The organism is Flavobacterium fontis (assembly GCF_900129405.1).
GTDB classification, from domain to species: domain Bacteria; phylum Bacteroidota; class Bacteroidia; order Flavobacteriales; family Flavobacteriaceae; genus Flavobacterium; species Flavobacterium fontis.
Genome location: NZ_FQVQ01000002.1, coordinates 184135 through 205363, shown reverse-complemented (window position 1 = coordinate 205363; position 21229 = coordinate 184135). Strand labels below are relative to the sequence as shown.

Genomic DNA, 21229 nt, shown 5'->3' with positions numbered 1-21229 from the left:
TTTTTTTCATGAAAAAAATTAGCTTTTTTTTGGCGCTGTTGAGTTCGTTATTCACAGTGGCTCAGAGTATTCGTGTGGAGGGCATCGTGACCGAATCAGGGAAAACACCTTTGGAAATGGCCAACATTATGGCCGTAAATCAAGAGACCAAAGGGGTCGATTCGTATGCCATAACCAATGATAAAGGAAAGTATGCGCTAACCCTCAAAGCCAATGCTACTTATGTATTGAAGTTGAGTTATATCGGGATGCAAAATAAGGAAATTACCTTGCAAACCAAATCGGAGAACCTTACGCAAAACATCGCTATGGAGCCGGGAGGGATTCAGTTGGATGGCGTCGAGATTATCAAAGAAATGCCCGTTTCGATCAAAGGCGATACCATTATGTATAACGCCGATTCGTTTAAAAACGGGACCGAGCGTAAGTTGGAGGATGTGTTGAAAAAACTCCCCGGTGTTGAAGTCAATGCCGATGGCGAAGTTGAAGTTGAAGGGAAAAAAGTTTCCAAATTGATGGTCGAAGGAAAAGATTTCTTTGACGGCGATACCAAGTTGGGGGTAAAAAACATTCCCGCCGATGCCATTGATAAGATTCAAGTACTGCGGAATTACAATGAAAATTCGATCCTCAAAGGCGTTGAAAACAACCAGGATAATATTGCGATGAACATCAAACTCAAAGAAGGGAAAAAGAACTTCTGGTTTGGGGATGTGACGGCTGCTGGTGGTTTTCAACCGGAAGCCAAATTTGACCGCTACAATGTCAATCCGAAGCTGTTTTATTACAATCCCAAATACAGTATTAACGTGATTACCAACATCAATAATATTGGGGAATTACCGCTAACGATTCAAGATTATTTTAAAATTACTGGGGGTTTTCGCAATATGATGTCCAAAGGCGGGAGCAGTTTCAATGTGAGCTCCAACGATTTGGGGCTTTCCTTGTTGCGAAACAATCGCGCGAAGAATATCGATACGCAATTTGGTGCCGTTAATTTTTCTTATAATCCATCGAAGTCCTGGACATTGAGTGGGTTTGGAATTTATTCTGGCTCCAAAACCGAATTGGAAACGCAAACGGTTACCACCAATTTTGCCAACAATACCATTGCCAATACCATTGATCGAACCCGTCAAAACAGTCGTTTCGGATTGATGAAAGGGAGTGCAAGTTACAAACCGAGCACTACCTTACAGGTGGATTATGACATTCTTGTCAAAAAATCAGACCAATTGGAAAATGGGAACTTGTTCCGAAATATTATTTCAGGAAGTTCTGTTTTTGACGAAACCATCTTGACCAACAAAGATCAACAACCGATTTCAGTCAATCAAAATGTAGCGCTCTACCATACGCCTTCAGAAAAGCATGTCATTGCGTTTGAAGCCCAGCATTTGTACCAAAACGAAGATCCTTTTTACAATGCCAATCTAGCGTTGCAACCGTTTCAGTTGAATGGATATATCACGCAAAATCGCAATGATTACAACCAATCGCGCTTGATTAAAACACACAAAGTCGATGCTAAATTGGATTATTATTACATGGTGACACCCAAAGCCAATTTGAATCTTACCTTAGGGAATACCTATTCCAAACAGCGATTTAATTCCTCGATTTTTCAGCTTTTGGACAACGGTACTCAAAACAATTTGACGGCACCTGAAAATAACAACGATGTTTCCTATGATTTTAATGATTTGTTTTTAGGCGTTCATTATAAAATTTTATACAAAAAGTTCACCTTTAATCCCGGCGTCAGTGTGCATTACTATCATTTGAATAACGTGCAGTTAGGGTCAAGTTTTAAACAAAGTTTTGCTCGCGTCTTGCCTGACTTCTATGCGATGTATCAAATTAAGAAATCAGAGACCTTGACGTATAATTTTGCTATTACTAATGATTTTGCCGATGTAACACGGTTGGCCCAAGGGTTTATCATTAACAATTATGCCAGTTTGTCAAGTGGAAACAGAAGGTTAGAAAATGCGATTGCCCAAACACACACTCTGCGTTATTTCAAGTACAACATGTTTAATTTTGAAAACATCAATGCGTCCGTTTCCTACACCCGACGCTTGGATGCCATCAAATCACAGACGGAATTCGTGGGAGTGAACCAAATCTCATCGCCCTTTAACAACACCAATTTTGTGGATGAGACACTCAACGGTTTTGGTCAATACGGACGTTCCTTTTTGAAATATTACAAAGCTTCGTTGTCTACCAATATCAGTTGGTCTAAATTCTATAACTTCTTGGGAGGTGAAAGCGCCTTGTCGCGAAGCATCAATCAAAATCATACCGTTCGATTATCTACCAATTTTAAAAATGTACCCAACTTAGAATTGGGGTATACGTATTCAATCAGTGAATTTGAAAACCCTCGCGGGATAACCAAATTCTTTACCGACAAACCTTTTGCGCGTTTAGAATATTTCTTCTTAGACGGATTTTCATTCGTGTCTGAATATGAGTTTTACCATTATTACAATAGCGACAAAAGCGTCGATAATGAATACGATTTTCTTTCGGCGAGTTTCAGCTATCAGAAAAAAGGAAGCAAATGGGAATACCGTATTTCAGGAACCAACTTGTTAAATACAAAAGCTTTGAACGACAACTCGTTTGACCAGTTCCGAATTACAGACTCTCAGTTTTTTGTGCAACCCCGATACGTTATGTTGACGTTGCGCTATAATTTATAAACAAAAAAACCTGACTCGCGAAAGTCAGGTTTTTTTTATGCTCTAAGTAAAAATGACTACAAGTTGAAAGCCGCTTTTACTTTTTCTACGTGATCTAATTTTTCCCAAGTAAACAATTCAACTTCAACGGTTTTGGTTTGCCCATCAGGTGATTTGAAGGATTTGGTTACTACTTCTGGCGTACGTCCCATGTGCCCATAAGCCGCTGTTTCACTATAAATCGGATTACGTAATTTCAAACGTTGTTCGATGTAGTACGGACGCATATCAAAAATCGTTTCTACAATTTTGCTGATATCGCCGTCTTTTAAGTCAACTTTAGCCGTACCGTAAGTATTCACGTTGATAGAGGTTGGTTTCGCCACCCCAATGGCATACGACACTTGTACTAAAACTTCGTCACACAAACCAGCGGCTACCAAGTTTTTCGCAATATGACGTGTAGCATACGCTGCTGAACGGTCTACTTTACTTGGGTCTTTTCCTGAGAAAGCACCACCACCGTGAGCGCCTTTTCCACCGTAGGTATCCACGATGATTTTACGACCTGTTAAACCGGTATCTCCGTGAGGTCCTCCGATTACGAATTTACCCGTTGGGTTGATGTGGTAGGTGATGTCATCGTTAAATAAGTGTGCGTATTGGGGGTATTTTGCTTTGACACGTGGAATCAAGATTTCGATCATGTCTTTCTTGATTTTTGCCAACATCGCTTCTTCTTGATCGAAGTCATCGTGTTGCGTCGAAATCACAATTGCATCAATACGTTGAGGTTTGTTATCATCAGAATATTCCAAAGTCACTTGCGACTTGGCATCCGGACGTAAATAGGTGATTTCATTGTTTTCGCGACGTAAATTCGCCAATTCAATCAATAAGGCATGCGACAAATCCAACGCCAAGGGCATGTAATTGTTGGTTTCATTTGTAGCATAGCCAAACATCATTCCTTGGTCACCCGCCCCTTGCTCTTCTTTGGTGGCTCGGTCTACTCCTTGGTTGATGTCTGCCGATTGTTCGTGAATCGCAGATAAAACCCCACAAGAATTGGCTTCAAACATGTATTCGCTTTTGGTGTACCCAATTTTCTTGATCACATCACGTGCAATTTGCTGCACATCCAAATAGGTGTTGGACTTCACCTCACCCGCCAAAATTACTTGTCCGGTGGTAACCAACGTTTCACAAGCTACTTTGGAATCAGCATCAAATGCCAAAAAGTTGTCAATTAACGCGTCAGAAATCTGATCCGCCACTTTGTCTGGGTGTCCTTCACTTACCGACTCAGAAGTAAATAAATAAGCCATAATTATACCTTTAAAATTTTTGTTTTAAATGATGAGAGGGAAAAAAGGGTGGTGCAACAACTAAAGAAGAATTACTGCTTTAGCATTTTTTTACGAGGTTGCAATCAGAACAAATTTCTCCTCTTCTATTTTTCGGTTGCAAATTTATGAAAATCAATTCCAATAAATCCAAATATATCTTTAAATTTTTCGCAAACGTTTGCGCTTTTTTTCAAATAATTATTTTGAAATGAGGATTTTCTTGTCTTACCTTTGCATTGTTCTTAAAAATAATGGCGTTATCACGAAAGCGGGAGGGAATAGACCCTACGAACGCTTAGCAACCCCTCAACCTCGAGGAAGGTGCTACATTCTATTCTGATTTTTTCAGAAAAAGATAACTTAGGAGAATCTTCTCTTTCCTGATAACGCCCCCAAAGACTTGTTATCAGTATGCGAACCTCTATTTATGAAATCTTAAAACAGCGAATCCTTGTGCTCGATGGCGCCATGGGAACAATGTTGCAACGCAATCAGTTTGAAGAAGCCGATTTTCGTGGCGAACGGTTTAAAGATTTTCCACATCCCCTAAAAGGGAATAACGACTTGCTTTCTATTACCCAACCAGAGGCTGTAAAAGCCGTACATCGTGCCTATTTTGAAGCGGGTGCCGATATCGTGGAAACCAATACCTTTTCGGGAACCACGATTGGGATGGCCGATTATCATATGGAAGATTTGGTGTACGAACTCAATTATCAATCCGCCAAAATTGCCCGTGAAGTCGCCGATGAGTTTACCGACAAGCCCCGTTTTGTAGCGGGATCTATCGGTCCAACCAACCGTACCGCCAGCATGAGTCCGGATGTCAACGATCCCGGCTATCGCGCCGTAACCTTCGACGATTTGCGAATGGCTTACCGCCAACAAGTGGAAGCACTAATCGATGGGGGAGCCGACCTACTTTTGGTGGAAACCATATTTGATACGCTGAACGCGAAAGCCGCCTTGTTTGCCATTGAAGAAGTAAAAGAAGAACGCCAATCCGATATCCCCGTGATGGTTTCTGGAACCATTACCGATGCCTCGGGACGAACCTTGTCTGGGCAAACGGTGGAGGCCTTTTTGATTTCGATTGCACACATTCCTTTATTGAGTGTGGGCTTCAATTGTGCACTCGGGGCGGATCAATTGAAACCGTATTTAAAACGCTTGGGCCAACATACCCAACTCAATATTTCAGCACATCCCAATGCGGGTTTGCCTAATGCTTTCGGTCAATACGATCAAACACCCGAAGAAATGCAAGCGTTAATTCGCGAGTATTTGAATGAAAACTTAGTGAACATTATCGGTGGCTGTTGCGGGACTACTCCCGAGCATATTCGTGCGATTGCGCAAGTGGCCGCCGAATTTAAGCCGAGAACCGAGAGCAGTATACAGTCATCAGTAGCCCGTTTATAAGTGCATCATGAGTAAGGAGATACCGACAACCGACAACCGACAACCGATAACCCAATATTTGCAATTATCCGGTCTAGAACCACTAATCATCACTCCAGAAACCAACTTTGTGAACGTAGGGGAACGGACCAATGTAACGGGTTCGCGTAAGTTTTTACGTTTGATTAAGGAGGGAAATTACGAGGCCGCTGTAGATATCGCTCGCGCGCAAGTTGAAGGTGGTGCGCAAATCATCGACGTCAACATGGACGAAGGAATGCTTGATGGGGTAGAAGCCATGACCAAATTCCTGAATTTAATTGCCGCCGAACCCGATATTGCTCGTGTTCCCGTGATGATCGACAGTTCGAAGTGGGAAATTATTGAAGCTGGACTCAAAGTCATTCAAGGAAAAGGGGTCGTGAACTCGATTTCCTTGAAAGAAGGAGAAGCCGCTTTTATTCATCATGCTAAATTGATCAAACGTTATGGCGCTGCCGTGATTGTTATGGCTTTTGATGAGGTGGGACAAGCGGATACTTACGAACGCCGAATTGAAATCTGTAAACGCAGTTACGATATCTTGGTGCATCAAGTGGGATTTCCAGCTACCGATATCATTTTCGATCCCAATATTTTTCCTGTCGCTACCGGTATGGAGGAACACCGCCGCAATGCGTTGGATTTCTTTTTAGCGACAAAATGGATTCGTGAAAATCTGCCCTATGCCCATGTTTCGGGAGGGGTGAGTAACGTGTCGTTTTCCTTCCGTGGGAATGACAAAGTGCGTGAAGCCATGCACTCCGCTTTTCTCTACCATGCCATCCAACACGGCATGACGATGGGGATTGTAAATCCAGAAATGCTGGAGATTTATGACGAAATTGATTCCGATTTACTTACCTATGTTGAAGATGTCTTGCTTGACCGTCGTGACGATGCCACAGAACGTTTGCTCGACTACGCCGAAAACTTAAAATCGGATACCAAAACTACAGATAAGGTTGTTCAAGAATGGCGTAACGGTTCGGTACAAGAACGCCTTACGCATTCCCTAGTGAAAGGTTTGGACGAATTTATCGAACAGGATGTGGAAGAAGCACGTCAATTGGTTGATAAACCCATCCAAGTCATCGAACAACATTTGATGAACGGAATGAATGTAGTCGGCGATTTGTTTGGATCGGGGAAAATGTTCTTGCCGCAAGTGGTGAAATCGGCTCGGGTTATGAAAAAAGCAGTGGCGTACCTATTGCCATTTATTGAAGCTAGTAAAGACGGTCACTCGGCAGGGGCTGGGAAGGTGCTGATGGCTACTGTAAAAGGCGACGTACACGATATTGGAAAAAACATCGTATCGGTGGTGTTGGCCTGTAATAACTTTGAAATTATCGACTTGGGGGTGATGGTACCGCCTGAGAAAATTATACAAACCGCTGTCGCTGAAAATGTAGACATCATTGGATTGAGCGGTTTGATCACGCCGTCTTTGGACGAAATGGTCTATCTCGCCAAAGAGATGGAACGTTTGAATATTTCCATTCCGATTATGATTGGAGGCGCAACGACTTCGCGTGCCCATACTGCCGTGAAGATTGCCCCTGAATACACGGGAAGTGTGGTGCATGTCAACGATGCCTCGCGTGCCGTGACGGTAGCGAGTAATTTGTTGCAACCCGAAAATAAAGCAACTTATGCCGAACAAATTCGGGAGGAATACGATCAATTGCGCGAAGGGTATTTGAACCGCAGTCGCGAAAAGGAGTTTTTGCGTCTCAGTGAAGCCCGTGCCAATAAATTGCGTTTGGATTGGTCTCAATACCAACCGGCACAGCCCAATTTTATTGGGGTACAAGAAGTGAAGGTAACCTTGGCGGAATTGGTGCCGTTTATCGACTGGACGCCGTTCTTCCATTCGTGGCAGTTGTTTGGGAAATACCCCGCGATATTGAACGATGATGTTGTGGGCGAACAAGCGCAACAGTTGTTTGACGATGCCCAAAAAATGTTGGCACAAATCGTTGAGGAAAATTGGTTTACCGCCAAAGGATTGGTGGGCATTTTTCCCGCAAATACCGTCAACGATGATGATATCGAAGTGTTACCAACCACCGACAACCCACAACCGACAACCTTTCTCACCCTGCGTCAGCAGTCGAAGAAAAATGTAGGAGCTCCGAATATCGCGTTGGCCGACTTTATCGCACCCAAAGAATCGGGCATACAAGATTACATCGGGTGTTTTTGTGTGACGACGGGTTTTGGGGTGGATGAAAAAGCAGCGGTGTTTGAACAGGATTTAGACGATTACCAGGCGATTATGGTCAAAGCCTTGGGCGACCGATTGGCGGAGGCGTTTGCCGAATATTTGCATTGGAAAGTTCGGAAAGAAATTTGGGGCTATGCCAGCGACGAGCAGTTGGACAACCTAGCCTTGATTGCCGAAGATTATAAGGGTATCCGACCCGCACCGGGCTATCCCGCTTGTCCCGACCATTTGGAAAAACCGACGATTTGGAAACTTTTGCAAGTAGAAGAACGCATTGGGGTAACCTTGACCGAAAGTATGGCGATGTGGCCTGCGGCTTCGGTGTCGGGGTACTATTTTGCCCATCCAGAAAGCAAGTATTTCGGATTGGGGAAAATCAAAGCCGATCAGGTCGAAGATTACGCACAACGTCGTGGTGTCTCGGTGGAGGTGGCGCATAAGTGGCTGGCGCCGAATGTGGCGGATTAGTGGCTAGTGATTAGTGATTAGTGATTAGTGACTGGTGATTAGTGACTAGTGATTAGTGATTAGTGACTAGTGATTAGTGATTAGTGACTAGTGATTAGTGACTAGTGATTAGTGATTAGTGACTTGTTCCTATTCATAAGGAGTGATTGGTGCAGGGAGTGCGCGAGGGGTAGAAGCAAGGTGCCGTGCACCGCGGATAACCCGACCCTGTGGGTGCAGTTTCACGAAATAAAGACTAAGGTGCTGCCACAGGGACGCGCCCAAAAAAACATTAAACTTTAAACATTAAACTTGAAACAAAAATTTCATGAAAGTAACCCAACATATCGAAAATGCCCAAGGAAAACCATTGTTTTCTTTTGAGATTTTACCGCCGTTGAAAGGGCAGAATATCCAGTCGATTTTTGACGGGATTGATCCGTTGATGGAATTTCAACCGCCGTTTATTGACGTGACGTATCACCGTGAGGAATACGAATTTAAGGAGTTGGAAAACGGTTTGCTGCAAAAGAAAATTGTAAAAAAACGTCCGGGAACCGTAGGAATTTGTGCGGCCATTCAAGGGAAATACGACGTGGATGCAATTCCGCATGTGTTGTGCGGTGGCTTTACCAAAGAAGATACCGAGAACTTGTTGATCGACTTGGACTTCCTCGGTATTGACAATGTGGTGGCGTTGCGCGGGGATGCGTTGAAAACGGAAACCTATTTCAAACCCGAGAAAGACGGGAACCATTATGCTTCGGATTTGGTGGAGCAAATTAGCAACCTGAACCACGGCATTTATTTGGACGAAGACCTGAAAAATACCGCTAAAACCAATTTTTGTATTGGGGTGGCGGGCTATCCTGAAAAGCATATGGAAGCGCCAAGTTTGGATTCGGATATCCATTTTTTAAAGCAAAAAATTAAGAACGGCGCCGATTATATCATCACGCAAATGTTTTTTGACAACCAAAAGTTTTTTGACTTTGTGGACAAATGTCGAAAAGCAGGCATTGAGGTGCCGATTATTCCCGGACTCAAACCGATTGCTACGAAGAAGCAGTTGAACTTGATTCCGCACCGATTCAGTCTGGAATTGCCCGACAGTTTGATTATGGAAGTGGTGCGTGCCAAAGACAACGATGCGGTGAAGCAAATTGGGATTGAATGGTGCATTCAACAAAGTAAAGAACTCTTGGCAGCGGGCGTTCCCGTATTGCATTATTATTCTATGGGGAAAGCCGACAACATTAAGGCGATTGCTCAAGAGGTGTTTTAACCGCTACTAACTAACCTTTATATCGAGAAACCTGTTGCACTTCGGTGGGGCAGGTTTTTTTTGTAGTCGTAAGTCAGGGTAGTCGTAAGTCAGGGTAGTCGTAAGTCGTAAGTCAGAAAGTCATAAGTCGTAAGTCTTAAGTCAATTAAGTCGTAAGTCAAAAGTCGGTTGATTTGAAAAGGTTAACTCCTCTTTCAGAGTTTTTGGCCATTTAATTCATAATTCATAACTCATAATTCATAACCTTTTGACTAGAAGCAGTTTCTCTTATATTTGTAAAAAATAACGCTATGAAAAAGATTATCTTCCTTGTTATTGTGTGCTATTCCTCATTTACGTTTTCCCAGCTGGTATTGGATCCTACCTATGGCAATGCGGGGGTTAATGATACGGGATTGCCTTCAGGGAATGTTTATGGCAGTGGAATTAGTGGGGTGTCGAATGCCCATTATTTTTATGCGGACAACAAAGTGTTGATCCCGTATTCGTTGAATCCGAATTTCAGTATACAGTTTCCTAATTTAGCCCCTACGATTGGTGTTAGAAAATACCTCGAAAATGGGAGTTTAGATGCTTCTTTTGGAACCAATGGTATTGCTTTGTTTACCTCAAACAATCATGCGGAAAGGTTTGATGTTTCGGGTATAACGGTGCAAAGTGATGGTAAAATTCTTTTAGTAGGGCGCAGTCACAACTTAGGGGGATTTACCACGGATTACCGCGTTTTTATTTGTCGTTTGAATGCCAATGGGACAAAAGACACCAGTTTTGGAACCAATGGCGTTCGAATTTTGAATACCTATGTAGAAAATAGTGCCGATCCCAACGACGAGCGCTTGACCGATGTTTGGGTTGATAGTCAAGGGCGTATTACGGCTGTGGGATATAATTATTGGTTTTTAGGCGGAACCAATTACGACGGTAGCGGATTGGCGATTCGTTTTACGGCGAACGGTGCGGTGGATACCACTTTTGGCGTCAATGGTATTTTTGAATCCCCACTTACAGGTACCGACAGTTTCTCGGATATCTATGAAGCTGAAAATGGCAATTTGCTTCTTCTTGGCAATGTTATCCCCTCCAGTACGAGTTCCAATTTGACCGTTATGAAAATTACCTCCAACGGGACACTCAATACAGCTTTCGGCACCAATGGAATTGCTCAATTGGCTTTTGGAGGCAAAACATATCCAGCGAGTATTTTCCCTCAATCTAATGGGAGTTTGATGGTGAGTGGGTTGAATGTGACCGGCGGGTTGGCTTTTGCAAAGCTGGACGCCAATGGTATATTGGACACCACTTTTAGCGGTGATGGAATCAATTTAACCAATATTGCCGTCCCCAATCATTTCACCATTGGGGCTGAGAATTACCCCGGGATTAGTTCAGATTTAATCAAACAAATGCCCAACGGAGATTATATTTTATGCATGACCGTTCGTCAAAGCAATTCATACAATTACATCATTGCACAACTCAATGAAGATACGACACTCGACACCGCGTTTATGTCGAATGGCTATTTTTTGAACGATGTTACCGCATGGGATTGGGCGCGTTTTGCTCACTTGCAAAGTGATAATAAATTGGTAGTTATGGTGAGTGCTATTTTATACCGCTATCAAGATTATATTGCACTTACCTCACCTGAAGTGCAAACGGTTCTTCCTGTTATGTATCCCAATCCGACCAAAGCAAGTTTAGACTTGGGACAGACCTATGATGAAGTGATCCTTTTTGACGCCTTAGGAAAACAAGTCTTCAGTCGCAATCAAGTCGAAACAATTGACTTGTCTTCGCTAGAAGCCGGGGTGTACTATGTACAAGTAGCTTTACCTACTGGAGAACGTGTGACACGGAAAGTGATTAAAGAATAGCTTTTTGGGGTAGTAAAAAAGTCACCCAAGAATTAACACATTCGTGCATTTTTAAAAACGAAGTATAAAAATCCGAGACATAGTAACGGAATTCCTATCAAAACAAGAGACAGCACTCGACATCGTTTTGGATGTTGTAACGACCAATGCGGAATTTTGTAAAGAATATATCCATTCAAAATAAAATACAATCCTAACCACATCAGGATACCAATTTCACTTTGAAACAGTAAAGCCACAAAAAAGGTCACCAAAAGGAACAGATAAATGTTTTGAGGCGGTGTAAAGTTTTCTTCCATAAGGTAAAATTACAAAGAGAGAGCATACTATGTTGTTTACTCTCATTTAAAATTTAAAATTTAAAATTTCAAATTCCCAATTTCAAATTCCAAATTCCCAATTTCCTTTATATTTGCTTCACCTAACCCATTGCGATGCGCAGTATTTTTTTGTTTTTGTGTGGACTACAACTCCTATGGGCGCAGGCGCCTGGGGTTACACCGCAATGGGAAGTAAGTTTGTTTCGCGGGAATGTGCTGCCACATACACCCGATTTATACCATTTGCAAGGGCATCCCGAAGGGGTTATGTTGGCCTATAATTGGCAAACCCACGGCAGTAAAGAGTGGCACCGCACTTACGATAATCCCAATTACGGGATGTATCTGTTGTATCAGGATTTCAACAATCGTTTTCTCGGCCACAGTTGGGCTGTCGGTGGGCAGTTTCAATTCTTTTTTCTAAACCGTCATTTGCGACTCACCACGGCGGCTGGGGTGGCCTATATGAATCAGCCTTATGATAAGGTTACCAATAGCAAAAATAAAGCGTTTGGGAGTCCTTTGTTGGCCAATATCAACTTGGGATTGCACTACCAAATTCCCTTGTTTCGCTCTCCTTGGACGATGCAAGCGGGTTTTCTTTTTACCCACTACTCCAACGGACGTACCAAGTCCCCCAACAGCGGCATCAACTCGTATGGGCTCAACCTCGGACTTACCTATAGTTCCCCAAAATCAGCCGAAAAAACCATCGACACTAGTGTCAAAGATACCCTCAACTACCGTCAAAAATTGCATTACAACGTGGTGGTTCGAACGGGCGTCAATGAAAGTTCGGTCATCAACAGTGGCCAATATCCTTTTTTACATTTGGGCGCCTATGTCGATAAGCGTTTGAATCGTAAATCGGGACTCCAATTGGGTGTCGATGTGTTTCTTACTCAAAGTCTCAAAGATTTCATCCGCTACAAATCGGCAGCCTTTCCCGAAGATCAAATCGATCCCGATACCGATTACCGAAGAGTAGGGTTGTTTGCGGGGTACGAATGGTACATCAACCGCCTCTCCTTTGAAGCACAAGTGGGTTATTATGTGTACGACCGTTTGCAAAATGATATTCCCCTTTACGACCGTATCGGACTCAAATATTATTGGACTCCAAAGGTATATTCCTCATTAAGTTTAAAAACCCATCTGTTCCTCGCCGAAGCCATCGAGTGGGGCATAGGAATTCGATTATAAGTATGAAACCATTGTTCTATAGTTGTTTGGTAGTATTATTTATTCGCTGCGAACGTCCCATGGATTGTATCGAGACGGAAGGGCAGCGCATCCTGCGGGAAGTTCCCGTAAGTCCGTTTACACGCCTCGAAGTCTATCGCGGCATCGGCGTCGAAATCACCCAAGGACCCGAATACAAGGTTTTTATCGAAGCGGGGGAGAATCTCATCAACAACGTGCAAGTCACCCACGACGGGAACCGGCTGATGTTGCGTGATGCTTCGCAATGCAATTGGACCCGCGAATACGGAACGGCAATCTTAAAAATTACCGCACCCAATATAGAAGAAATTTACTCCAAAACCGAACAGGATATTCGCTCAAATGGGATTTTGACCTATCCTACACTGCGGTTATTTGCCTTGGATGAAGATGCTGATGGCGTAAGTGGTGCAGGTACGGGCGATTTTTTTATAGAAGTTCAAAACAATCAAGTCGTTGTGCAATCCAACAATGTGGCACGCTTTTATCTCAGCGGTCAAACCCAACAAGCACAATATCTAATTTGGGCCGGAGACAGTCGTGTCGAAGCACCCCAACTGGTGGCTGATGAAGTGGTAATTTTCCACCGCGGGTCCAACGACCTTTTGGTGCATCCCATTCAAAAAATTTCGGGTAAGATTGTTAGTACCGGAAATGTACGTTTGACCCATGTGCCTCCGCTGGTAGCGGTAGAAACCACCTACCAAGGGCAACTGTTGTATCCTTAACGTTTGGTCGTCGTTTTTTCGCGGAAAATTTGCTCCAGATTCTTACTTTTTGTAACGATTTGTAACGCACGAACGCCCTGTGCCGTGGCAAAATCAAATAATTGTACCCGTGGATCTTCCTCAGTTTGAAAGGTAAGTTCCCAAACGCGATCTTTGGTTTTTCGAACTTGAGTTAGTCCCACGAGCGCTTCCAAAACGGTCGCTTCAACGTCTTGATCAAACTCAACTTCCAGCACTTGAACGGTGACTTCGTCGACCAGTTTATCCAACTTTTTGTCGGTTACGATTTTTCCCTGATTGATGATGATAACCCGATCGCACAAAGCTTCCACCTCTTGCATAATATGGGTAGATAAAAACACGGTTTTATTTTTCCCCACCTGACGAATCACATTGCGAATCTCAACCAACTGATTCGGATCAAGTCCCGTGGTGGGTTCATCCAAAATCAACACTTCTGGGTCATGCAGTAAAGCCGTGGCCAATCCCACACGTTGCCGATAACCTTTCGAGAGTTGCCCGATTTTTTTATGCGCTTCGGGCGTCAAACCGGTTAACGTAATCACTTCTTCGATTCGCGCTTTCGGAATGCGATAGACGTCGGCATTAAACGCCAAATATTCACGAACATACAAGTCCAAATACAGCGGATTATGTTCGGGCAAATACCCAACAACACGTTGCACCGCCTTCGCTTGCCCCACTACATCATGTCCGTTGATGGCGGCCGAACCTTCGTCGGCGTTTAAATAGGTGGTTAGGATTTTCATTAAGGTTGATTTTCCGGCGCCGTTCGGACCCAAGAATCCCACAATTTCTCCTTTTTGGACCGAAAACGATACGGAATCCAAGGCTTTTTGCGCCCCGTAATATTTCGAAACCGCTTGCACTTCTATAGACATGATGGTAATTTATTTCACACAAAGGTAAAGATTCTCATTCAATTTTTTGGGGCGTTCCCTCGTGGGGTGAAAAACAACGCTACGTCGCTTGTTTTTCACCCCACAAGGTCAGGCTATCGGCCGTCGCTGCCTTCGTTCCCTCAGGCGAGCTCCGCAAGGCCTCCATCCTTAACGCGAGTTGCCAATAGAAAGTATGGAGCAAGATTTATTTTTTCTGCAAAAGACACCCAATAAAAGGTTCAAATCTGCTTCAATCGTTTTCGTAACTTTTTTTTGACGTAACCATGGGAGGACACTAATTTTTTGCTACATTAGCCTCACAAACAATTATTCATGTCAAACACAATCCATACTTATTTTACGTATTTCTTTTATTTCTTCTCACCGAAGGAAAAGGGAATGGTTTTGTGTTACATCAAGAAGTAAAAAATTAAGCACCAATACTAAAATCCCGATTCCCATCGGGATTTTTTTTTGCCTATGAAACCACAAATTGCCATCCAAGGAATTCAAGGTTCGTTCCACCATCAAGTTGCTCTTGCGTATTTTCAAGATGCCTTTGAATTGGTAGAATGCCTCTCGTTTGAAGCCGTCGCCGATAGTTTACTGCAGGGTCACGCCACCCAAGCCGTCATGGCCTTGGAAAATTCCATTGCCGGAGCATTATTGCCCAATTACGCCCTGATTGATCGCAACGATTTTCATATTGTTGGAGAACACTATTTGGAAATCCAACAAAATCTGATGGCACTACCCGGGCAGTCGTTGGCTTCCCTGCAAGAAGTCCATTCTCACCCGATGGCCTTGCTTCAGTGTATGGAGTTTTTAAAACAACATCCCCATCTCAAACTCGTTGAGGATAAAGATACCGCCGAAACCGCCCGCCGCATTCAAGCGCAGCAATTACAGGGTATCGCTGCCATTGGGAGTGTCGTAGCCGCTGAATTATTTGAACTCGAAATCATCGCGCCACAAATTCAAACCGTGAACAACAACCTTACGCGGTTTGCCATCGTGTCGCGTCAAGCCAATAGGCCTTCAGCTCAAATCAACAAAGCGTCGGTGAAGTTTGAACTCCACCACCAACGCGGGAGTTTGGCTGCCGTGCTCAACGTAATGAGCGATTGCCGTTTGAACCTTACCAAGATTCAATCCCTGCCCAAAATCGAGTCGCCGTTTACCTATGCCTTTTTTGTCGATGTGACGTTTGAAGACTATGCCGATTTTGAAAAGGCCGCTGCGTTACTCACCTTGATGGCTTCCTCATTTAAATTATTAGGAATTTACCAAAATACATTAGTATGATTACCCCAGCCAATCGCTTACAATCCGTGCAGGAATATTATTTCTCACGTAAATTGAAAGAAGTCCAAGCCCTCGTGGCTCAAGGACACCCCGTGATCAATATGGGTATTGGGAGTCCCGATTTGCCGCCGCACCCTTCTGTGCAACAAGCCTTAGTCGAGGCCCTCGCTTTACCCAAAGCGCACGAATACCAGAGCTATCAAGGGATTCCCGAACTCCGCGCGGGCATGCGTCGGTTTTACGAAACGCAATTTGATTTGGCTCCCGATGTCCCCGTTGATTTTTTGCCGTTAATGGGTTCCAAAGAAGGAATTTTGCACATCGCCATGGCCTTTCTAAATCCAGGGGACCAAGTGTTGTTGCCCAATCCGGGGTATCCCACCTATGCCTCGGTAACCGAATTGGTGCAGGCTGAGACGGTGTATTACGACCTTCAGCCGGAGCAGGATTGGGTACCCGACTTTGCCGCTTTGGAAGCTTTGGATTTGTCAAAAGTGAAAATGATTTTTATCGGCTACCCGCACATGCCTACGGGTGCACCAGGAAGTGTAAAGCTTTTGCAGCAATGGGTCGATTTTGCCCGCAAACACCAACTGCTTTTGGTCAATGACAATCCGTACAGTTTTGTGCTGCACCACAACCCGATTTCTATTTTCAACTGTCAAGGGGCGGTTGAGGTAGCTATCGAACTCAACTCCCTCAGCAAAACGTTTAACATGGCGGGTTGGCGTGTGGGTATGGCAGTTGGAAAACCCGAATTTCTCGATGCCGTGTTAAAAGTCAAAAGCAATATGGACAGCGGCATGTTTTTAGGCATTCAAAAAGGCGCTGTGGCTGCTTTGGCATTGGGTACTGATTGGTTTGAACAACAATATAAGATCTACAGCAAACGCCGGGAACTGATTTGGCAACTGGCCGATTTGTTGGGGTGTACGTATGATAGAAAAGGCGTCGGTCTCTTCGTTTGGGCGAAGTTACCCGAAGGAAGTGACGCCGAAAGTTTGATTGATGAATGGTTGTACCGCTACCATGTATTTATCACCCCAGGTATCATTTTTGGCAGCAACGGAAAAGGATACATTCGGTTTTCACTCTGTGTCACCGAAGAAAAAATTAAAGAAGTAATACAACGATTTACAATATGAAAATAGCAGTTATCGGAATAGGTTTGATAGGTGGTTCGCTCGCTCGAGATATCCGTTTGATTTGGGATCAGGCGGAAATCATTGGAATGGATGTCGATGCGGGTCATGTACAACAAGCGATCGAACTTGGCCTTGTCAACCGAGAAGGACAATGGGAAGAAATTCCGCAAATGGATATGGTGATTGTTTCGGTGCCGGTAGATAAAGCGCTTACCGTGGTACCTCACGTCTTGGATTTGGTTAATGAAAACACTTTGGTCATGGATGTGGGTTCGACCAAGCAACCCTTATGTGAAGCCGTGCAACACCATCCCAACCGCCATAATTTTTTGGCGACACATCCCATTGCGGGAACCGAGTTTTCGGGACCAACCGCCGCCTTACAAGGATTGTTTGAAGGCAAAACGAATATCATTTGTGAAGTGGAAAAAACCGCATTTGGGTTGCAAGAACGCGCCATGGAATTGTTTCGGAAATTGGGGATGCGCATCCGGTATATGGACCCACAGTCGCACGACAAACACATTGCCTACGTTTCCCATTTGTCGCACATCAGTTCGTTTATGTTGGGCAAAACCGTCATCGAGAAAGAGCAAGACGAACGTGATATTTTTGACATGGCGGGCAGTGGTTTTGAAAGTACGGTGCGCTTGGCAAAGAGTTCGCCCGACATGTGGACGCCCATTTTTAACCAAAACAAAGCAAATGTTTTAGCCACTTTAGAAGAATATATCCGAAATTTGTCCCGATTTCGGGAATTATTGGAAGCCGACCAGTATGAAGCCTTATATCAAGAAATGCAGCATACCAATCGCATCAAAGAGATATTAAACGGAATCAAAAAATAAGCCCTATGGAAAATAAAAAAGAAATGCGCACTTGGTTGGATGATTTTCACTTGCCCCACCCGTTGGTAATTGCGGGTCCCTGCAGTGCCGAAACCGAAAATCAAGTACTGCAAATTGCCCGTGAATTACAAGATTCTAAAGTGTCGATTTTTCGCGCAGGTATTTGGAAACCCCGAACACGTCCGGGCGGATTTGAAGGCGTGGGCGAAATTGGATTAAAATGGTTGCAAAAAGCCAAAGCCGAAACCGGGTTGTTGATGGCGGTCGAAGTAGCTACAGCAGCGCATGTGAAATTGGCTTTGGAACACGATATTGATGTGTTGTGGATTGGAGCACGCACAACAGTAAATCCTTTTGCGGTACAAGAAATTGCCGATGCTTTGCAAAATACAGAGAAGATTGTATTGGTGAAAAATCCGGTTAACCCCGATTTGGCCTTATGGATTGGTGGGGTGGAGCGCTTATACCATGCGGGCATCAAGAAATTGGGCGTGATTCACCGTGGTTTTTCGACCTATGAAAAAACCAAGTACCGCAATAACCCCGAGTGGCAAATTGCCATTGATTTTCAGAGTAAGTTTCCCGATATTCCGTTGATTATCGATCCGTCGCACATCACGGGGAAACGCGATATGATTTTTCAAGTGACCCAACAAGCCTTGGATTTCAACTACGATGGGATGATTATTGAAACCCATTGTGATCCCGATAATGCCTGGAGCGATGCCGCACAGCAAGTGACTCCCGAGCGGTTAAAGCAGATCATTTTTGACTTGGTTATTCGGAAAGAAGACGATGCCGATGGGGATTATTTGCAGCAACTATCAAAACTTCGCGTCAAGATCGACGATTATGATTCCAAATTATTGGATGTGATCGGGCAACGGATGAAAGTAGCGGAAGATATTGGAGCGTTGAAAAAGGCAAAGAATGTGGCTGTTTTACAAAATAAACGTTGGAATGAAATTTTGGAACGTATGGTCAAAGAAGGGTCGCAACGAGGCTTGAGCGAAGAGTTTATCGTTCAGTTCTTTAAAGCCATCCACCAAGAAAGTATAGCGCATCAAGAAAAAGTGTTTAAATCAGAATAATTTCTTAATATTGCGTTCGATAACCTCTAAATTATTAATCATGAAAAAATTAGTTTTACTATTTGCCCTGATCACCTCCATCGTATCAGCACAGGCAGACAAAATTTACAAGCACAACGGTGAAGTGATTACCGGAAAAGTAGTTAAATTAGAAGAGTACACCATCGTATTCAAATATGATGGCGAGGATGCAGAAAACACAGTAAGTAAGTATGCTATTGAAAAAATCGTTTACGGAAAATCGGGTCGTGTAGAAGAAGTTACAGAGAAAATTGTAGTGAACGGTGAGGACGATTGGGAAAAAGTGGTCATCTTAGAAGACAAAGCGTACATCTCAGGTTTGAAAAAAGGAGAAGAAGTACGTGGAAAAACAGGTTTGATCAACTTTCAAACCGGAAACACTGGAGATAAAAAAGCAGAGAAAAAATTAAAAATGGAAGCCGCTAAGTTAGGATGTCCTTTTATTTTATTGACTGCTGATAAAGCGACTGTAGGGGCTAATTCCAACCAATTGGGAGGCTCACAAGTCATCAAAAAAGGAGTAGCTTACAAATACTAATTCCGCATTATTTCAAAATACTAAAGGCACTTCGGTGCCTTTTTTGTTTTATTTTTGTAGCATGACAGGATGGGTTTACAAATCGACGGGAAGTTACTATACGGTAAAAACGGATACGGGAGAGCTCTATGATTGTCGGATAAAAGGGAAATTTCGCATCCAAGGCATCAAAAGTACCAATCCGATTGCTGTAGGCGACCGCGTTGATTTTGACCTAGACCAGTCCACTGACGAAACCATAGGGCAAATTCATACCATTCACGACCGAAAAAATTATATTATTCGAAAATCGGTTAACCTGTCCAAACAAGTACATATTATTGCGGCCAATGTAGATGTTGTTTTTTTGCTGATAACCATCAATAACCCTACAACAACGACCAGTTTTATTGATCGTTTTTTAGTAACTGCTGAGGCTTATGGTATTGAAGCGGTTCTCGTGTTCAATAAAATAGACACCTATGACGACGCAGCTTTGGATGAGCAATTGTATTTGCAATATGTTTACAGTCAGATTGGCTACCGTTGCTTACGTGTTTCGGCCTTGGAAGCCAAAGGTCTTGAAGAACTTAAAGCATTAATGGTGGATAAAGTATGTATGTTTTCGGGACATTCCGGAGTAGGGAAGTCGACTTTGGTCAATGCGTTGGAACCGGGGTTGGATTTACGTACTGCGTCGATTTCGGATTCCCATCAACAGGGGCAACATACGACAACATTTGCCGAGATGTTTGATTTGTCGTTTGGGACAAAAATTATAGATACTCCGGGTATTCGTGGTTTTGGCGTGGTCGATATGGAGCCCGAAGAAGTAAGCGATTACTTTCCTGAGTTTTTTGCGTTAAAAGAATCGTGCAAGTTCAACAATTGCTTGCATAAAGAAGAGCCGCATTGCGCTGTGAAAAAAGCATTAGAAGCCGATACCATTGCGTGGTCGCGCTACCGTAGCTATTTACAAATTTTAGCTGGAGATGACGAGCAGTACCGCGGAGACCAATATGCAGAGGAACGGAGGAGTTTGTAGTGACTAGTGACTAGTGACTAGTGATTAGTGACTAGTGATTAGTGACTAGTGATTAGTGACCTGCCTATGCCGGCAGGCAGGTTAGTGACTGGTGATTAGTGACTAGTGACTAGTGACTAGTGATTAGTTCCGAAACTTCGGGGCTGAATCGTGATTGGTGGAGTTTCTAAGGCGGTTGGGAGGTTAGTTTAAAATTCAATATCAATATCAATTTCAATATCAAAATTCAATATCAAATCTCAAATCTCAAAATTTATAATTCATAATTCATAACTCATAATTCATAACTCTTCCCTATGCGTGCAGTTCTTCAAAGAGTCACACAAGCTTCGGTTACCGTTGATGGAAAAATAGTGTCTGAAATTCAAACGGGTTTGTTGATCTTGTTGGGGGTAGAAGAAGCCGATGGTATGGACGATGTGCAATGGTTGGCGTCCAAAATTGCTAACCTTCGGATTTTTGGCGACGAGCAGGGGGTGATGAATTTATCCGTGAAAGATTGCCAAGGGGATTGTATAGTGGTGAGTCAGTTTACCTTACATGCCATGACCAAAAAAGGCAATCGCCCTTCCTATATTAAGGCCGCCCGACCCGAACAAGCGATTCCTTTGTACGAAGCCTTTGTGTTGGCGATGGAACGAGAATTGGGGAAAAAAGTGGGTACAGGGATTTTTGGTGCCGATATGAAAGTTGCCTTACTCAATGACGGTCCGGTGACGATATTTATGGATACTCAAAATAAATTGTAAGTTTTGTTTGTTA

The 21229-nt window shown here is 43.4% G+C and carries 17 protein-coding genes and 1 riboswitch; of the genes, 14 read left to right on the top strand and 3 right to left on the bottom strand.

What is annotated here, in order from left to right; genetic code table 11:
• Nucleotides 1–8 precede the first annotated feature (8 nt).
• On the top strand, nt 9–2714 hold the full coding sequence (locus BUC17_RS03110) for a carboxypeptidase-like regulatory domain-containing protein (RefSeq protein ID WP_073361512.1): 2706 nt from the start codon (nt 9–11) through the stop codon (nt 2712–2714).
• 56 nt (nt 2715–2770) lie between these two features.
• Here the strand turns inward: BUC17_RS03110 and metK are convergent, their stop codons facing one another.
• Complete coding sequence (metK, locus tag BUC17_RS03105) at nt 2771–4021, bottom strand: methionine adenosyltransferase (RefSeq protein WP_073361510.1); 1251 nt, start codon at nt 4019–4021, stop codon at nt 2771–2773.
• 275 nt (nt 4022–4296) lie between these two features.
• Nucleotides 4297–4404, top strand: a riboswitch (SAM riboswitch).
• Between the two features lie 49 nt (nt 4405–4453).
• On the opposite strand from metK, the gene BUC17_RS03100 reads away from it, so the two are divergent.
• The 4 genes from BUC17_RS03100 to BUC17_RS03085 all read left to right on the top strand — a co-directional run bounded on the left by BUC17_RS03100 (nt 4454) and on the right by BUC17_RS03085 (nt 11321).
• A complete protein-coding gene (locus BUC17_RS03100; protein WP_073361508.1) occupies nt 4454–5464 on the top strand; it encodes a homocysteine S-methyltransferase family protein in 1011 nt (336 codons plus the stop codon).
• Nucleotides 5465–5471: 7 nt separating this feature from the next.
• Nucleotides 5472–8180, top strand: coding sequence for a methionine synthase (gene metH / locus BUC17_RS03095; protein ID WP_073361506.1), 2709 nt, complete (start codon nt 5472–5474; stop codon nt 8178–8180).
• 307 nt (nt 8181–8487) lie between these two features.
• Nucleotides 8488–9444, top strand: coding sequence for a methylenetetrahydrofolate reductase [NAD(P)H] (metF, locus tag BUC17_RS03090; protein ID WP_073361504.1), 957 nt, complete (start codon nt 8488–8490; stop codon nt 9442–9444).
• Between the two features lie 290 nt (nt 9445–9734).
• Nucleotides 9735–11321, top strand: a complete 1587-nt coding sequence (locus BUC17_RS03085) for a T9SS type A sorting domain-containing protein (protein WP_073361502.1) — start codon at nt 9735–9737, stop codon at nt 11319–11321.
• A gap of 32 nt (nt 11322–11353) precedes the next feature.
• Here the strand turns inward: BUC17_RS03085 and BUC17_RS03080 are convergent, their stop codons facing one another.
• Nucleotides 11354–11620: a hypothetical protein gene (locus BUC17_RS03080; RefSeq protein WP_073361500.1), complete on the bottom strand. Its 267-nt coding sequence runs from the start codon at nt 11618–11620 to the stop codon at nt 11354–11356.
• 135 nt (nt 11621–11755) lie between these two features.
• Between BUC17_RS03080 and BUC17_RS03075 the strand changes: the two genes are divergently transcribed.
• Together BUC17_RS03075 and BUC17_RS03070 are read left to right on the top strand one after the other, a co-directional pair.
• Nucleotides 11756–12844 carry an acyloxyacyl hydrolase gene (locus BUC17_RS03075; RefSeq protein WP_073361498.1) on the top strand — a complete coding sequence of 363 codons (1089 nt, stop codon included), beginning with the start codon at nt 11756–11758 and terminating at the stop codon, nt 12842–12844.
• A gap of 2 nt (nt 12845–12846) precedes the next feature.
• Nucleotides 12847–13593, top strand: coding sequence for a head GIN domain-containing protein (locus BUC17_RS03070; protein ID WP_083544717.1), 747 nt, complete (start codon nt 12847–12849; stop codon nt 13591–13593).
• Here the strand turns inward: BUC17_RS03070 and gldA are convergent.
• Nucleotides 13590–14495 carry a gliding motility-associated ABC transporter ATP-binding subunit GldA gene (gldA, locus tag BUC17_RS03065; RefSeq protein WP_073361494.1) on the bottom strand — a complete coding sequence of 302 codons (906 nt, stop codon included), beginning with the start codon at nt 14493–14495 and terminating at the stop codon, nt 13590–13592. The genes BUC17_RS03070 and gldA overlap by 4 nt on opposite strands.
• 480 nt (nt 14496–14975) lie before the next feature.
• Here gldA and BUC17_RS03060 point away from each other — a divergent pair, with 480 nt between their 5' ends.
• From BUC17_RS03060 to dtd, 7 genes are all read left to right on the top strand, one after another.
• Nucleotides 14976–15800: a prephenate dehydratase gene (locus tag BUC17_RS03060; protein WP_073361492.1), complete on the top strand. Its 825-nt coding sequence runs from the start codon at nt 14976–14978 to the stop codon at nt 15798–15800.
• The gene (locus BUC17_RS03055) at nt 15797–16945 is read left to right on the top strand and encodes a pyridoxal phosphate-dependent aminotransferase (protein ID WP_073361490.1); all 1149 of its coding nucleotides are present in this window, start codon (nt 15797–15799) and stop codon (nt 16943–16945) included. The genes BUC17_RS03060 and BUC17_RS03055 overlap by 4 nt, the downstream gene beginning before the upstream one ends.
• Nucleotides 16942–17793, top strand: a complete 852-nt coding sequence (locus BUC17_RS03050) for a prephenate dehydrogenase (protein ID WP_073361488.1) — start codon at nt 16942–16944, stop codon at nt 17791–17793. The genes BUC17_RS03055 and BUC17_RS03050 overlap by 4 nt, the downstream gene beginning before the upstream one ends.
• 5 nt (nt 17794–17798) lie before the next feature.
• Nucleotides 17799–18884: a bifunctional 3-deoxy-7-phosphoheptulonate synthase/chorismate mutase type II gene (locus BUC17_RS03045; protein WP_073361486.1), complete on the top strand. Its 1086-nt coding sequence runs from the start codon at nt 17799–17801 to the stop codon at nt 18882–18884.
• A gap of 40 nt (nt 18885–18924) precedes the next feature.
• Nucleotides 18925–19443, top strand: coding sequence for a hypothetical protein (locus BUC17_RS03040; protein WP_073361484.1), 519 nt, complete (start codon nt 18925–18927; stop codon nt 19441–19443).
• A gap of 61 nt (nt 19444–19504) precedes the next feature.
• Nucleotides 19505–20467, top strand: coding sequence for a ribosome small subunit-dependent GTPase A (rsgA, locus tag BUC17_RS03035; protein ID WP_073361482.1), 963 nt, complete (start codon nt 19505–19507; stop codon nt 20465–20467).
• Between the two features lie 296 nt (nt 20468–20763).
• The gene (dtd, locus tag BUC17_RS03030) at nt 20764–21216 is read left to right on the top strand and encodes a D-aminoacyl-tRNA deacylase (protein ID WP_073361480.1); all 453 of its coding nucleotides are present in this window, start codon (nt 20764–20766) and stop codon (nt 21214–21216) included.
• The last annotated feature ends 13 nt before the right edge of the window (nt 21217–21229 follow it).

Bases quoted from the DNA above. Each gene is read 5' to 3' on its own strand.
- BUC17_RS03110 (WP_073361512.1), top strand. From the start codon at position 9: ATGAAAAAAATTAGCTTTTTTTTGGCGCTGTTGAGTTCGTTATTCACA.
- metK (WP_073361510.1), bottom strand. From the start codon at position 4,021: ATGGCTTATTTATTTACTTCTGAGTCGGTAAGTGAAGGACACCCAGAC.
- BUC17_RS03100 (WP_073361508.1), top strand. From the start codon at position 4,454: ATGCGAACCTCTATTTATGAAATCTTAAAACAGCGAATCCTTGTGCTC.
- metH (WP_073361506.1), top strand. From the start codon at position 5,472: ATGAGTAAGGAGATACCGACAACCGACAACCGACAACCGATAACCCAA.
- metF (WP_073361504.1), top strand. From the start codon at position 8,488: ATGAAAGTAACCCAACATATCGAAAATGCCCAAGGAAAACCATTGTTT.
- BUC17_RS03085 (WP_073361502.1), top strand. From the start codon at position 9,735: ATGAAAAAGATTATCTTCCTTGTTATTGTGTGCTATTCCTCATTTACG.
- BUC17_RS03080 (WP_073361500.1), bottom strand. From the start codon at position 11,620: ATGGAAGAAAACTTTACACCGCCTCAAAACATTTATCTGTTCCTTTTG.
- BUC17_RS03075 (WP_073361498.1), top strand. From the start codon at position 11,756: ATGCGCAGTATTTTTTTGTTTTTGTGTGGACTACAACTCCTATGGGCG.
- BUC17_RS03070 (WP_083544717.1), top strand. From the start codon at position 12,847: ATGAAACCATTGTTCTATAGTTGTTTGGTAGTATTATTTATTCGCTGC.
- gldA (WP_073361494.1), bottom strand. From the start codon at position 14,495: ATGTCTATAGAAGTGCAAGCGGTTTCGAAATATTACGGGGCGCAAAAA.
- BUC17_RS03060 (WP_073361492.1), top strand. From the start codon at position 14,976: ATGAAACCACAAATTGCCATCCAAGGAATTCAAGGTTCGTTCCACCAT.
- BUC17_RS03055 (WP_073361490.1), top strand. From the start codon at position 15,797: ATGATTACCCCAGCCAATCGCTTACAATCCGTGCAGGAATATTATTTC.
- BUC17_RS03050 (WP_073361488.1), top strand. From the start codon at position 16,942: ATGAAAATAGCAGTTATCGGAATAGGTTTGATAGGTGGTTCGCTCGCT.
- BUC17_RS03045 (WP_073361486.1), top strand. From the start codon at position 17,799: ATGGAAAATAAAAAAGAAATGCGCACTTGGTTGGATGATTTTCACTTG.
- BUC17_RS03040 (WP_073361484.1), top strand. From the start codon at position 18,925: ATGAAAAAATTAGTTTTACTATTTGCCCTGATCACCTCCATCGTATCA.
- rsgA (WP_073361482.1), top strand. From the start codon at position 19,505: ATGACAGGATGGGTTTACAAATCGACGGGAAGTTACTATACGGTAAAA.
- dtd (WP_073361480.1), top strand. From the start codon at position 20,764: ATGCGTGCAGTTCTTCAAAGAGTCACACAAGCTTCGGTTACCGTTGAT.